Here is a 13,878-nt window from a genome sequence, read left to right on the forward strand (position 1 = left end):
CGTCGCCTCGTCATGCTCGCATCGATTGCGATACTGCACGAAGGTGGAATGCACTTCGTATTCGCCGGCGACGGATGTCTCGAAGGCTTCCACGCTGCTCACGATGTAGACGTGACGCGTGGGGGGGGTCTTCCGTCCACACCAGATTCGAATTCAGCCGGCCGATGCGAACCGCGATATCGGCCTTGCTCTCATCGAAGAGCGCCATCGCGGCGGGATCGAATTCGGGGCGCGCATCCCGTCGAAAGCGGCTTTCGCGCAGCGGCATCCAATAGAACAGATCGTCCGCCAGAAGCTCGTACCACTCAGCATGCCGCTCTTCGTCGAGCAGTCGCGCTTCCTTCCGGTAAAAACGCTCAATCCGGGCGAGAAGCGCATCTTCGACGGGTTGGCCGTCGCCGCGCATGGCGATCAGCTCGGCGGCGGCTGCGCGGGCGTCCTCCAGCGACAGCCGAGGATACAGCGAATAGTCAGGCTTGCGATCCAGGGCGGCGTTCATTCGGCTGGCTCCGAAACCGGCATCTTCGGCGTAGCAAGCGGGATGTCCGACCAGCTTTCGGCGTCCATCATCTCGACCCAGCGCTTATAGAAAAGGCGCTGGTTGGCGTCCGACAACTGGCCGGCGGTCACGACGCCGGGCAGGTCCTCGCGATCCACGTCGCCGGCCGGCGCCATGGCGTAACAGAGCCGCTGGTGGCGGGTGACCCAGCCGGCGTTGGCGGACGTTGAATGCTCCCAGTTTTCGCCGTCGTCCATCTCGAGAATGCCAGATGGCGAGAAGGTGCGCATGGATCCACGCCGGAAGCGATCCTTGATCTCGTCAGGCATATTCTTCGGGACCAAAGTCCAGGCGTGGATTTCGGTCGTGGTCGGCCCCTTGGGCTGGAAGGTCCGGAAGGTGAAATACCCCGGAAGGAAGGAGAAATTCGGAAAGATCGTCGCCGAGGCGACCGAGCCCCACATCTTTGCCCGGAATTCGCCGAGCCGCTGGCTGATCGCGTCCTGGCGCGAGCGCATATAGCGAAGCAGCTCCCGGTCGCCCATGGTCGCGGCGTTGCCGAGGAAGCTGTCGTTGAACTCCCAACCATGGCCGTTGACGGAAACCTGGTAGCTGCCGGTGTTTTCCACCTTGACGCCGCCATGACGGCCTAATGTCGGCTCCGAACCCCCAAGATGCGTCCAGAGCGCGTGATAGATATCGCCGACAAAGTTGTCGGCCGGGAACTTCCAATTGCACTTGAGCACCGAGCGGGTGGCCCCGCCCGGCAGGAACTCCGTCCCGCCCTCTTCGGCGTCGAGCACGGCGTCCAGGTACCAACGGAAGTCGCCCAGCCACTCGCCGAGCGTCGGCGCATCTTCGCTGAAGGTCGCGAATACGAGCCCATGGTACGTCTCGACCCGTGCGCGCTTCAGGCCCCAGTCTTCCATCCGAAAACCGGGCGTGGATTTGTAGAGCCCTACCTTGGGCATCTTCTTCAGCGCGCCATCCACGCCAAACGCCCACCCATGGTAATTGCAGGTGAACTGACGCGTGCTGCCGCTGTCGGCGAAGCAGACGCGATTGCCGCGGTGCGGGCAGCTGTTCAGGAAGACATTGATGGCGCCGCCGTCCGCGCGCGCGACGATGACCGAGTCCTGGCCCATGTAGGTGGTGACGAAGCTGCCCGGGGCCTCCACCTGGCTTTCATGCGCGACGAACAACCAGGCGCGCGCGAACACCCGCTCAAGCTCGCGCTCGTAGATCCCCGGGTCCCAGAAGATACGTCGATCGATGGTCCCAGCCTGCCAATCGACAACGTCTTTCGCTCGCATAATCCCGCTGCCGCTGCAATCTTCCATACCTTACCGTATGGTATCTCGGCGGGCTTGGGAAGCGCAATTTCAGCCCTGGGGCCGGCGCCCCGACAGGGGCCCAGGCGCAGTTACGAACGCGGGGCGATCAGGAGGTCCTCGCATTGCTGGATGAGACGCGCATCGTCGGCCGGTATCAGGGTCGCGGCGACGCGTTGATAGGAATAGGCCAGTATGGCGCGGGCGCGCGCCTCCTTGGCCGAAACGCCGGCCTGGGCGAGCAGCTGCTCGATATAGCGAAGGCGCAGCTCATCAACCTCCGCGAGGGCCTCGCGAGCCCGCGGATCGCCTCGGCCCCAGAGCCGGATGGCGAGTTCTATCTCAGCGGCGAGCGCCGCCCGATCCCCCCGCAACGGCAATCGAAGAAGCTCGCGCAGACGCTCGACCGGCGGGGCGCCGGCGCGGTCGAGGCGCTCGATGAGCGAAAGGGTGGCGCGGCGACGCCACCGCTCGAGCATGGCGGCCAAAAGGGCGTCTCGATCCTTGAAATGCCAGTAGAAGCTCCCTTTTGTCACCCCAAGCCGGGTGGCGAGGACCTCTACACGCACTCGGTCGATGCCGTGAGCGGCCAGCTCGGCAAGCGCTGCATCGGCCCAGGCGTTCGCATCGAGACGCTTGGTGTCCGTCGATCCCGCGCGTTGTTTGGCCGCGCGGCCCCGCGCCTGTTCCATGCCCAACCCCGACCTCCGATCGAATCGACGGTAAGATACCCCGTCAAGCGCGTCTGTCTCGCCGCGTGCTGCCAGATTTGGGAGGTTTCTCGTCATCAGCAAGCGCCAGCGCTTCGCCGCGGTTCGCGCGTGCCCAGGCGACGGCCAAAAGGCCTTACCGTCATCAGGTTGAAATCGTCCGTGAGCGGTGGCAGAACGCGGTTCACGTACGGTTCGGCCTATATGCCTTGGCAGGGGCACGGCAGCTTGGCTGTTCCCGCATCGGAAATAGGCAAGTGTCGCCATGTTGCACAATCCAACCGTCGTCAGTCCGGCCGAGCCATTTCTCCTCGAACTCTACGCAGGCTGTGCGGACCCGCGCAGATGTCGTGCGGCGCTGGATATTTTGCGGGCTGAGATGGAGGTGGGGTCCGTCATCTTCCACGAACTCCGCCTTAAGGGCGAGCGTGCCGAGACAGCTTGGCTCGCACACGACTCGCGCAGCGACTTGGCCCCCTACAATAAAGATGTTGCCGACCGGGGCAATCTACGGCTCCAGGCCAAGCGGTTTCGTGGCGCCTTGGGGCGCCCCGTTTGCGATGAGGACTTGTTCGCGGGAGATGACTATTCGGTTCAGATGCGCTTTCAGCAACAACTTTCCACAGTCGGGTTCGGCCGGTTCTTGGGCGGCGCGATGGCTCTGGACGAGAATCGATTTGTGGCGATCGCTCTGCATCGTGATGCGGGCGATACGCGTGACTATTCCGATCGCCAGAAGGATAGACTGTGGAGCCTGCTGCCGCATCTAGGTCAGGCGGCTCAGTTGATCCGGTCCGTCGCCTGGAGCCATTCTGCGGAGGCGTTGCTGCGGCGACATCTGGACCACTGGGCGTGCGGCCTCATCATATGCGATGAGCTCGGACATGTGCTTTGGCTCAATCAGACAGCGCAACGGAAATTGAGCTCCGGCGACATTCTGGGGCTGCGCGACGGCGCCTTGCATGCATACGACGTGAACGCCCGAAGTCGCCTCATGGCCACGCTCGAGCGCCAGGCCGAGCGGAGCGCTCCCGGCTTTCTCGCGCTTGAATCGGATCGCGGGCGCTGTCAGCTCGCTCTGGAGCGGCTCGAACACCCAAACGCGAGCGGAACTCCGCAGCTGCTGATCATGGTCACCGACGATGAGCCCCGCGGCGCGATCCCAGCTGAATCGCTGGCGGCGTTCTTCGATCTGACCGAAGCAGAGTCACGCCTGACGAGCGCTCTTGTCGCCGGCGCCACGCTGGAAGAATACGCCCAGCGCCGAGGCGTCGGGCTGGGCACTGTGCGCTATCAGCTTAAGCAAGTCCTGGCCAAGACGGGCGCGCGTCGGCAGGCGGATCTCGTCCGACGAATTCTGTGTTCTGCCGCCGCGCACGTCGCGGAAAGTCCCTACCTCGATCTATCCCTGGGCGTCAGGGCCGCGAACGCCATCCCGTCGTGAGCCATCGCCGCCCAGGCGCGGGCGCCGCCCGCCGTCATTGGCAGCCGGGGGGCGGCACGAAACCGCCCAGCTCGCGCTCGACAAGGTGGGCGAATCTCAGCGGCGTGCGGTCTTCCAGATAGGGGCCGATGAGTTGGACGCCCGCCGGCAGGCCGCCCACAAAGCGTCCGGTCGGCGCCGCGGTCGACGGCAGATCGCCGAGGTTGGCGAGCGAAGGCCACTGCAGGCCGTCCAAATAGGGACGCGGCTGGCCGCTCACGTTCAGCGCCCGCGGCTTGCAGGCGCGCGTCGGATCGGCCGCTCCGGCGCCGCGATGGTCGTGTTCATAGGCGACCGTCGCAAAGGTCGGGCAGATCAGGAGATCATATCGCGTGAAGAAGTCTCGCCACGCGCGGAACAATTTTTCACGTCGCTCCGTAACGGCGTAATATTCGAAGTGACGCAAGCTGAGCGCGCGCGCCATCCTCGCAGGGTAACTGAAGTCGTTCGGGGACAGCAGGGCCGCGCTTTCAATCACTTCGCGCGCCTCGGAGGCTTCCACGCCGGACCCCGCGATCGACAGGATGATCGTGAGATACATCTCGTAGGCCGCTTGCCAGTCGATGTCCGGCCGCGCGCCTTCGTCCACGACGACGCCCAGACGCCGCAGGTCGTCTGCATACGCATGGATCGCCTCGCGATAGCCGTCATCGAGGGCGTAGGCGCTGTCGTCCGCCCACAGCGCGACGCGAAAATCCTGGAGCCGTTCGTGACGGCTCGCTGGGATGGCGATACTCCAAGCCCTCTGGCTACGTTCGTCAGGGGCGATCAACAGATCAAGGGCAAGCTCCAAGTCTTGCGCCGAACGGGCCAGGGGACTGCCGACCCCCATTTCAAACGACGCGATTTGCCCAGGCAGCGGCGGAATATGACCCCGCATCGGAATGACGCCATAGCTCGGCTTGTGGCCGAAAACGCCGCAGAAGTGGGCCGGAACGCGGCCCGATCCGCCCATATCGCTGCCCAATTCCAACGGCGTGAACCCGGCGGCGAGAGCGCCGGCAGATCCGCCGGACGATCCGCCAGGCGAGCGCGACGCATCCCAGGGATTTTTGGAAGTCCCATACACCGGGTTGAAGGACTGCCAATCGAAGGCGCCGGCGGGCACATTCGTCTTGCCGAAGATGATGGCCCCGGCGGATTTAAGCCGCGCTACAGGGTCGGCATCCCGCTGCGGGCGGTGATCGGCGAGGAAGGGGAAGCCGCAGGTGGCCGGCATGCCGACGACTTCATAGGTGTCCTTTACAGTCATCGGCAATCCGCTGAGGGGCGGCCGACCCGAGCTCGGCAGATTGTCAGCGCGGCGCGCGGCTTCAAGCGCGCCCTCGATGTCCTGGGCCACGACGACGTTCAGCGCACCGTTGTGCTTTTCCACTTGCTGCAGGTGCAGGTTCAGCAGTTCGACCGCCCCGATGCGGCGCGCGCGCAACGCTTCAAGCCATTGCGTCGCCGTGGAAAAACTTCCTCCCGCGGAGATCGGCAGGATCGGGGCGCTATCTTGCATGGACTTCCTCATCTGGGCGCAGGAGCGATCCCGCTACAGGGGAGGAAGCCTTACGTTCACCGGCATGTCATCTCCCATATGGAAGATGGCGCGCTCTTCGCCCGCCGCACGGGTCTGCGGCCCCCCGCCGCAGGCCCGTGCTCGACGGCGGCGAGCCGCCGCCGACGCGGCTACGCAAGGCGGTCCGCAGTTCCTACGCCAGAGGAGGCTGAAGGACGCCGCGCTCAACCACCACCCGATCGTCCAGGCTGATGGTGCAGCCGCGCATCGGAATATCGAAATGCCCCAGCGTATGACGTCCCGCCGCTTCGTTGGCCCCGGTGGACAGCAGGAAATTGCCGCCGAAGGCCCGCAGCTCGGCGCCGTTGACGTCGGCCTTGTCGTACATGATGAGCGAATCCCAACGCGCGCCCGGCGTCATGCCCCAGCCGAGGTGGGAAATGGCGTAGGCTTCCCGATCGCCCCAGGCCGAGAAGTAGGAGCGCATCAATTCGGCGTCGAGCGAGTCGCCGTCGATGTCCGTGATGTAATCGTCTTTGATCGTCAGCCCGATCGGATCTTCAAGGTAGCGTTTGAATGTCAGATTGACGTCGCCCCGGTTGAGGACGACGCGCCCGTTCACGGTCCGCGCATTGGGATAGAAGGCGATCAAGGCGCCGGGGGCCGAGCCGACCTTATGCGGCCGCGCGGCGTTTCCCCAGCCGCCAAGCGGCTGAACGCCGTCGACCTGGACGACGAGATCGGTGCCGGCGTCGGAGGTGACGCGCATCGTCCTGGCCTGGGCGAGCATCTGGGCGCCCGTGATGACGCGTTCGCGCCAACCCGGATCATAGCCGATCCGCTCGAACACCTCCGGATGCTCGTTGCTGACGCTGAGGACCCGCGCCCCTCCGGACAGGATCTGGGGCAGCTCCGGCGCATGCAGCAGCATCTCGACCGTCATGTCGACGACGAAATCGGCGCTGGCGAGCGCCTTCATCGCCGCCGTCTGCCCGCGCAGCGCATCCGACGAACCGGTCGAGCGCACCACCACGTCCACCGTCTGCGCCGGCGTCGGAACGACGACGTGGAACGGTCTGGCGCCAAGCTGCTGCAGCGCGAGTTCGGCAAGCTTCACATTCTGCTGCCGCGACTGCGTTTCGGAGAGGATCGCCGCAGACTCGCCTGCGCAGACTTCGCTGGCCGCGAACAATTCGGCGAAGATGTTGATCCACTTACCTTCGATGCGGTCGGTAGACATCGAGATCTCCTCTTCACCTCATCTTCCATTGAAGCGTGTCGCGCGGCTAGCTCATGGGCGACACGCCAGGTCGCTCACTGCAATTTGGCCCCGCGCGATCGAGCCGGCCGCGGCTCGGAGAACGGCTCGGCTTTCCGGGCCGTTCGCGCGGTCCAGTCGCGTCAGACCAACGGGGCCAGGCGCTCGTTGCTGCCGACCAGCGCTTTTCCATAGAGTTCGTAGCCGAACATGTCCGTGATCATGCCGTGGCTGGCGCCGACATTGAGGTCGCGCCACATCCGCTGCAGCGGACTGCTCTCGGCGAAGCTCGAACTGCCGTGGGCGTGGATCAGGATCTGCATGGCTTCTCGCAGCAGCGAGCTGATGAAGCCGAGCATCGCGCGAATGCGCGTCCGATCGCTATAGCTCAATTGCCTGTTCTGCGCCGCGGCGGCGTCGATCTCCCGGACCGCCTGCACGGTCAAGGTGCGCGCCGCATTGAACTTGACCGTCGCCTGGGCGACCTGAACTTGGAATCCGCCCGAGGCGCTTTGCGACGGGTAGGTGCTGTAGGTGATCCCGCGTTTGGGGGCGAGCTTCAGCACGTACTCGATCGCCGCCTGGGTCAGGCCCAGCGGAGCGGCCAGCAGACCGACTTCGACGGCGGGACCGAACGAGGCGCGGGAGAGCAGTTCGTCACGATATTCCGTCGCCGGCTCGCCTTCCATGGCCCTGGTGAGCGAAAGAACGCGGTGATCCGGAACGAAATAGTCCTCCAGCACCAAGGTGTTGCTGGCGGTGCCACGCATCCCGGCGACCTTCCAGGTGTGCTCGATGACCCCGTCGGCGACCGGAACCATGTTGAACAGGATCTCGGGAGGAGAAGACGACATGTCGGGCACGCCCAGCAGGGCCCAACCGGCATGCTCGAGGCCCGACAGATAGGACCACCGGCCCGAGATGCGATAACCGCCATCGACGCGGGCCATCGCGGTCGGCTTGGTTTGCGCGGCGCAGGCGCCGGCGTCGGGATTGCCTTCCCAGGCTTCGCGCTGGGCGCGCTCGCAGAACAGGCTCAGCAGAAACGACGATCCGGCGACGATCTGCGTCATCCAGGCCGTCGATCCGCATCCTCGTCCCAAGGCCGAGCCGACGGCCATCAGGGCCTGGAGCGTCTGCTGCGCCCCGCCGAGCCGCTTGGGAACAAGCAACCGGATGAACCCGGCGTCGGCAAGTTGTTTGAAGACCTCGGATGACACATGTCCGCTGCGATCAACCTCCTCGGCGCGTTCGGCCAGCATCGGGACCATCGCCTCGGCGGCCCGCACCATCTTCAACGCCTCGGCGTCAAGACCTTCGAGAAAAGGATTCTCGCCAAAATTTACATCGGGGTTATAGACAGCAGACATGACCGTTAATGCTCCCAGAGAGTAATGCAACGACTGGTCGTCACCGATGGCTGATAGACTTCACGTCACGTGATAACCGCCGTCGACGTCAAGAACCGCTCCTGTCATGAAGCTGCCGGCGACAGGTGAAAGCAACAGCAGCGCCGCGCCGACCAGCTCTTCCGGCCGTGCGATCCTCTTGATGAGGTGCAGGCTCGCGACCATCTCCCGGGCCCCCTCGATGGTCGCGGCCGCCCGGTTGAACTGGGGCGTATCGGTGCCGCCGGGCGCGATCGCATTGACCCGGACGCCGCGGGCCGCCAGCTCGACCGCCCACAGGCTGGTGAGATAGTTGAGCCCCGCCTTTGTTGCAGCGTAGAATCCCTCGCCAGGCGTCGCCTTGCGGCTTCCGGCGGTGGAGACGTTCAGAATGGCCGCGCCGGGCCTGGCAGACAGGTGGGGCGCGGCCGCCTGCGTCATCAGACAGGGGGCGATCAGGTTCAGTTCCGCCATCCGCCGCATGTCGGCGGGATCCATCTCGCCGACGGCGCCCAGCAGATTGATCCCCGCATTGTTCACCAGAAAGTCCACGCCCCCGAACGTCGAGGCCGCGGTCTCGACGATCTTTTGCGGGGCGCCGGCCTCCGTGAGGTCGATGGAGATCCAGGCGGCGTTCGGCCCGATCCTCTCCGCCGCCTGGCGAACCAGCCGCTCGCGGCGGGCGACGAGCAGGACGCGGGCGCCGTTCTCGGCCAGAGCCTTGGCGATGGTGAAGCCGATCCCCTCGCTGGAGCCGGTGACGATCGCCGTCCTGCCGGAAAATCCATCAACTCGCATTTCCATTCGACCTCTGTCCGATCAGTAACGGTAGCTCAAGGTCATGCCGTAGGTGGCTGGAGCGCCGGAGAAACGCGCGACCGTATCGAGAATATGCGAGACGTTGACCCAGTAATATTTGTTGTTGATGTTTCGGCCCCAGATTTGCGCCCGCCATTTATCCCATTCGACGCCGGCGCGAAGGTCGAGCAGCGCATAGCCCCGGAGCGCGAACTCCGGACGTTCTCCAAAGGCGGCGTTGCTCTTGCTGCGGTAGCTGAGCGACCCGCCAACGAAACCCTGCGCGCCCCCTGACAGCGGGAAGTCATACTCGGCGTCGCTGGTGAACTGCCATCTCGGCGTATTGGGGAACTCTTCGCCGACGTAGGAGACGACGTTGCCATAAGGATCCAGCGGCACCTGCGGATCCTTCAGGACTTTCGACGCGACATAGCTGACCCCGGCCTGAAGCCGGAGTTGGTCGATGGGGCGCGCCGTGAGCTCCAGTTCCGCGCCCCAGACCCGCGATTTCGGAATGTTGACCAGCTTCGGCAGATTTCCGAAGATCGGATAGGTAGCGACGCCGACGAGCTGCTTGTTGTTATATTCGTAGTGATAGACCGCGCCGGAGATTTCCAATCTTTGGCGCCACGAGTATTTTGCGCCGCCCTCCAACGACAACACGGATTCCTGTGTTATCGGATCGAATTCCGAGGCCAGGACCCCCGGAGCCGTCTCGAAGGCGCCGGCCTTGTATCCCTTCACCGCGTTGAAATAGAGCAGGCTGTCGAGCGTCGGCTTCCAGTTCAGGCTGGTGCGCCAGGACGTATTGTGCTCGTCGAGCTTTCTGACCGCCAATTCTGGTTTGAAGGTCACGTCGTTGAGCGTCAGACAGTCATGCGGACCAACGGTCGACGGCGTGCCGGAAAGCAGCTCCGACAATCCGAGGAAGGCCGTGGCTGTGCTGACGCCGAAGTTGCCGGCGCCGGCGTCCCTGATGCACCCGTTGAAATCGTTCGTGTGCTCCGTATATCGCGCGGACAGCTGAAGCGTAAGCTGATTGGTCAGCTTATAGTCGACGCTGCCGAATATCGCTTTGGTCGTCGGTTGCTGGTTCCAGATGTACGCCGACTTGTCCTGATATACGGGCCCAGTCGGTGTAGGAACAACGCCATTTGTGGCGTCGTCCGCCAAGACGGTCGCCTCGTTTGCGACGTTGTGCTGATAGTTGCCGCCCAACATCCACTTCAGTCGTTCCGTCGATCCATCGAGGCGGATCTCCTGTGAAAGCGACTTTACGAGGCCGTCGTGCACCACATTCCGAAAATTGTCGAATGCAGCGCCGTCGGGATCGAACGGTTGCCGAACGACCAGCTTCTGAAAGGAGGTGATCGAGGTGAGCGTCAGGTCGTCCGAAATGCGCCAGTCACCGCGCAACGACACCAGATAGTAGTTGTTATGCTTCCTACCCGTGCCGGGCGTCCAATCCGCCCAGCGGGCGCCGTCCAACCTGATCGGCGCGGTCGACAGGGCGTTATAGACGAACTGCGTGAAAGGATTCACCGGCTGCTGCGGTGCGAATTGCTGCAGCTGGCCGGCCTGAACCTGGGACTTGTCCTGCCAGCCGGTGACGTTCAGTTCGAAGCTCAAGGCATCGGTCGGCTTCCAGTCCAACAGCAGGCGGGCGTTATAGAAGCGCTTGTCGCCGAAAGTATCGCCCGGGCGCGTAATGCTCTTCTGCCAGCCGTCCGCGTATTCGCCGCGCACCGCCAAACGGGCGCGCAGGGTGTCGGTGAGCGGTCCGCTGACGAAGCCTTCCGCCTCAGTCGAATTGAAACGCCCATAGCTCACGGTGGCGCCGGCGGCGAAGGTCGAGGTCGGCTTGGCGGCGATGTAATTGATCGCGCCGCCCGTAGAGTTCTGGCCGAACAGCGTGCCTTGCGGCCCTTTCAACACCTCGACCCGCTCGAGATCGAGCGACGCTCCGCGTGTCAATATTGAATAGGGCAGCGGAACCTGATCGACATAGGCCGTGACCGTCGGTTCGGCGGCGATCGAGCCGTCCAGGAAGCCAATGCCGCGGATCGTGAAAATCGGGGTCCCGTAATTCGATTCCTGATAGGTGAAGCCAGGAACCAGCTTTGTGAGCTGCCGCGCGTCGGTGATGCCCTGTTTGTTGAGTTGATCGCCGGAAACGGCGGTGATGGACAACGGAACGTCCATCAGCCGCTCGGTTCGCTTCTGGGCTGTGACGACGATTTCGTCGAGAACCCGCTCCTGGCCGGCGGATGCGTCCTGGGCCGACGCCCGGAACGCTACGAGAGACAAAGCCGATCCTGCAAGCAGTGCTCGCACGGCATTTTTTTTCATGAAAGACATTGATACCCCCCTGCTTTCCATGCGGCGCGTTCTTCCATCCACAAGGACATGAGGGGGGAGCGCCCTCTATACGATCGGCGCAAGTCGTTGCGTGGAGGCGCATTAAAAGAGCACGATCAGAAGCGGGGCGCCTCGGGCGCAGCGCCATGCGCCAGGGCAAGAGCGAGCGAGCGCGAATGGGCGCAGTCGCTTCGTCCCGCGCCCATTCGCTTCACTGACGCGCTAGCGAAATGCAGCGGGCGACCTCCAATCTCGCCACGGCGACTAAGAAAGGGAGCTTAACAATGCTGGGCGAAGAGACCCGGAAGGACGCCCGTCAAGGCGAAGAATATATGGGATATAAGCTCGCCGATATTGAGAGCGCGCTGGACCCCAAGGTGACGATCCCGACCTGGATGGATCTTGTCTCCGCCTATGCCTCGCCCAACGAGACGGCGCGCCGCACCCATCCCCCCGAGACGTTTCAGTACGCCGACCACCCGCGCGCGGCGCTGGACCTCTACCGCACGGAAGGTTCCGGCGGCGCGCCCGCCCTGATCTTCTTCCATGGAGGCGGCTTCAAGCTGCTGAGCAAGGACGACGTAGCCTTCGGCGCGCCGATGTTCAATGCCGCGGGCGTCACCTATATCGCCCCCAGCTATCCGCTCACGCCGGACGTGCGCTTTTCAGAACTTCTCGCCTACACGCGGCAAGCGGCGAAGTGGATTTACGAGAACGCGCAGGCCCTGGGGATCGACCGGGAGCGCATCTATGTCGGCGGCGCATCGGCCGGCGGCTTCATCAGCGCCTATCTGCTCACCACCGACTGGCGCGATTTCGGCCTGCCGCGGAGCATCTTCAAGGGCGGCATGCCGCTCAACAGCGTGTTCGATGCGCGGCCCTTGTATCTCTCGCCCGGCTGGGACTACCTGAGCATGAGCGAAGACGAGGTCGAGGCGCTTTCGCCCATTCATCACCTGAGCAACCTGGCTGCGCCGACCTTCGTCAGCTGGGCCGAAGACGAGCCGCCCCTCCTCGCCGCAAGCAGCCGGCAATTCGTCGAGGCCCTGCGCGAGCGCGGTCTGCTGGCCGGCGCCTATGTCGCTCCCGGCCGGAACCATTTCGACATGGTGCTCGACCTCACGGATCCGGAGTCGGCCCTGTTCAGGACGATGGCGGACATGATCCTGGCGGGCTGACCGGCCACGGCGGCGTCCGCAACCTCGTCGCCGATGGCCGGCCGCGCTTCAGATGCGGGCCGCCGCCATGTCGAGAGCGACGTCCACGATCATGTCTTCCTGCCCGCCGACCATCCGCCTGCGGCCGAGCTCGACGAGGATTTCGCGGGTGTCGACGCCATAGTCGGCGCTGGCCTTCTCGGCGTGCCGCAGGAAGCTCGAATAGACCCCGGCGTAGCCTAGCGCCAGCGTCTCGCGGTCGACGCGGACGGGGCGGTCCTGGAGCGGGCGCACCAGGTCCTCGGCGGCGTCCATCAGCTTGTAGAGGTCGCAGCCGTGCCGCCAGCCCTTGCGGTCGGCGGCGGCGATGAAGACTTCGAGCGGCGCATTGCCGGCGCCCGCTCCCATTCCGGCCAGACTGGCGTCGATGCGGACAGCGCCGGCCTGCACGCCGACAATCGAATTGGCGACGCCCAGCGACAGGTTGTGATGCGCATGGACGCCGCGCTCGGTTTCGGGCTTCAGCACCCGGTCGTAGGCCTCCAACCGGGCGCGGTAGCCGTCCATGTCGAGCGCGCCGCCGGAGTCCGTCACATAGACGCAGGTGGCGCCATAGCTCTCCATGAGCTTCGCCTGCTGGGCCAGTTGCTCCGGCTCGATCATGTGGCTCATCATCAGAAAGCCGACCGTGTCCATTCCAAGCGAGCGCGCCGCTTCGATGTGCTGTTTGGAAATGTCCGCCTCAGTGCAGTGCGTCGCGATCCGAACCGAACGGACGCCGAGCGAATGGGCGTGCCTGAGCTCCTCGATCGTGCCGATGCCGGGCAGCAGCAGTGTGGTGAGGCGCGCGTGCGTGACGACATCGGCGACGGCCGCGATCCACTCCCAGTCGGTGTGGGCGCCGAAGCCGTAGTTGAACGAGGAGCCGTTGAGGCCGTCGCCGTGCGCCACCTCGATCGCGTCGACCTTCGCTTCGTCGAGCGCGCGGGCGATCGCGCGTACATGCTCCACGCCGTATTGATGGCGCACCGCGTGCATGCCATCCCGCAGGGTCACGTCCTGGATGTAGAGCTTGGTGCTTGTCGGGTCGAGGGCCATCACGCCGCCTCCTGGATCAGCCTGTGCGCCGCGATCTTTTCGGCGGTCTTCAGCGCGGCCGAGGTCATGATGTCGAGGTTGCCGGCATAGGCCGGCAGATAGTGCGCGGCCCCCTCGACCTCGAGGAAGACGCTGGTCTTGATGCCCTCGTAGTCGCCAAGCCCGGGTATCCTGACCGGATTGTTCGGCCCGAAGCGCTCGAACTGCACCTTCTGCTTCAGCCGGTAACCCGGCACATAGGCGCTCACCTTCGCCACCATGGCCTCGATCGCCGCCTCGATCGCCGCCTCGTCG

11 protein-coding genes and 1 pseudogene are annotated in these 13,878 nt (G+C 64.5%); 2 read left to right on the top strand and 10 right to left on the bottom strand.

Annotated elements, in window-relative coordinates; translation table 11 throughout:
• Positions 1 to 10: 10 nt before the first annotated feature.
• From VJS38_RS17315 to VJS38_RS17325, 3 genes are all read right to left on the bottom strand, one after another.
• Positions 11 to 499, bottom strand: a complete 489-nt coding sequence (locus VJS38_RS17315) for an aromatic-ring-hydroxylating dioxygenase subunit beta (protein ID WP_324089399.1) — start codon at positions 497 to 499, stop codon at positions 11 to 13.
• Positions 496 to 1,812: an aromatic ring-hydroxylating oxygenase subunit alpha gene (locus VJS38_RS17320; protein ID WP_324089400.1), complete on the bottom strand. Its 1,317-nt coding sequence runs from the start codon at positions 1,810 to 1,812 to the stop codon at positions 496 to 498. Before VJS38_RS17320 ends, VJS38_RS17315 begins: the two co-directional genes overlap by 4 nt.
• 110 nt (positions 1,813 to 1,922) lie before the next feature.
• Complete coding sequence (locus VJS38_RS17325; RefSeq protein ID WP_324089401.1) at positions 1,923 to 2,618, bottom strand: helix-turn-helix domain-containing protein; 696 nt, start codon at positions 2,616 to 2,618, stop codon at positions 1,923 to 1,925.
• 187 nt (positions 2,619 to 2,805) lie between these two features.
• Between VJS38_RS17325 and VJS38_RS17330 the strand changes: the two genes are divergently transcribed.
• Positions 2,806 to 3,984: a hypothetical protein gene (locus tag VJS38_RS17330; protein WP_324089402.1), complete on the top strand. Its 1,179-nt coding sequence runs from the start codon at positions 2,806 to 2,808 to the stop codon at positions 3,982 to 3,984.
• A 34-nt stretch (positions 3,985 to 4,018) separates the two neighbouring features.
• On the opposite strand, the gene VJS38_RS17335 is transcribed toward VJS38_RS17330, so the two are convergent.
• The 5 genes from VJS38_RS17335 to VJS38_RS17355 form a co-directional block, all read right to left on the bottom strand.
• Complete coding sequence (locus tag VJS38_RS17335) at positions 4,019 to 5,527, bottom strand: amidase (RefSeq protein ID WP_324089403.1); 1,509 nt, start codon at positions 5,525 to 5,527, stop codon at positions 4,019 to 4,021.
• Between the two features lie 193 nt (positions 5,528 to 5,720).
• Complete coding sequence (locus tag VJS38_RS17340) at positions 5,721 to 6,719, bottom strand: hypothetical protein (RefSeq protein ID WP_324089404.1); 999 nt, start codon at positions 6,717 to 6,719, stop codon at positions 5,721 to 5,723.
• Positions 6,720 to 6,928: 209 nt separating this feature from the next.
• Positions 6,929 to 8,155 carry an acyl-CoA dehydrogenase family protein gene (locus VJS38_RS17345; protein ID WP_324089405.1) on the bottom strand — a complete coding sequence of 409 codons (1,227 nt, stop codon included), beginning with the start codon at positions 8,153 to 8,155 and terminating at the stop codon, positions 6,929 to 6,931.
• A 60-nt stretch (positions 8,156 to 8,215) separates the two neighbouring features.
• Positions 8,216 to 8,977 (bottom strand): SDR family oxidoreductase, encoded by a 762-nt coding sequence (locus VJS38_RS17350; RefSeq protein WP_324089406.1) that lies wholly within the window; start codon positions 8,975 to 8,977, stop codon positions 8,216 to 8,218.
• A 15-nt stretch (positions 8,978 to 8,992) separates the two neighbouring features.
• Positions 8,993 to 11,329 carry a TonB-dependent receptor gene (locus VJS38_RS17355; protein WP_324089407.1) on the bottom strand — a complete coding sequence of 779 codons (2,337 nt, stop codon included), beginning with the start codon at positions 11,327 to 11,329 and terminating at the stop codon, positions 8,993 to 8,995.
• 284 nt (positions 11,330 to 11,613) lie between these two features.
• Here VJS38_RS17355 and VJS38_RS17360 point away from each other — a divergent pair, with 284 nt between their 5' ends.
• Positions 11,614 to 12,507 (top strand): alpha/beta hydrolase, encoded by an 894-nt coding sequence (locus VJS38_RS17360; protein WP_324089408.1) that lies wholly within the window; start codon positions 11,614 to 11,616, stop codon positions 12,505 to 12,507.
• A 48-nt stretch (positions 12,508 to 12,555) separates the two neighbouring features.
• Here the strand turns inward: VJS38_RS17360 and dmpG are convergent, their stop codons facing one another.
• Both dmpG and VJS38_RS17370 read right to left on the bottom strand, forming a co-directional pair.
• The gene (gene dmpG, locus VJS38_RS17365) at positions 12,556 to 13,584 is read right to left on the bottom strand and encodes a 4-hydroxy-2-oxovalerate aldolase (RefSeq protein WP_324089409.1); all 1,029 of its coding nucleotides are present in this window, start codon (positions 13,582 to 13,584) and stop codon (positions 12,556 to 12,558) included.
• Positions 13,584 to 13,878, bottom strand: a pseudogene (locus tag VJS38_RS17370) (hypothetical protein); the annotation flags it as partial. The pseudogene VJS38_RS17370 and the gene dmpG, both read right to left, overlap by 1 nt.

Source organism: Phenylobacterium sp. (assembly GCF_035276905.1).
Taxonomy (GTDB): domain Bacteria; phylum Pseudomonadota; class Alphaproteobacteria; order Caulobacterales; family Caulobacteraceae; genus Phenylobacterium.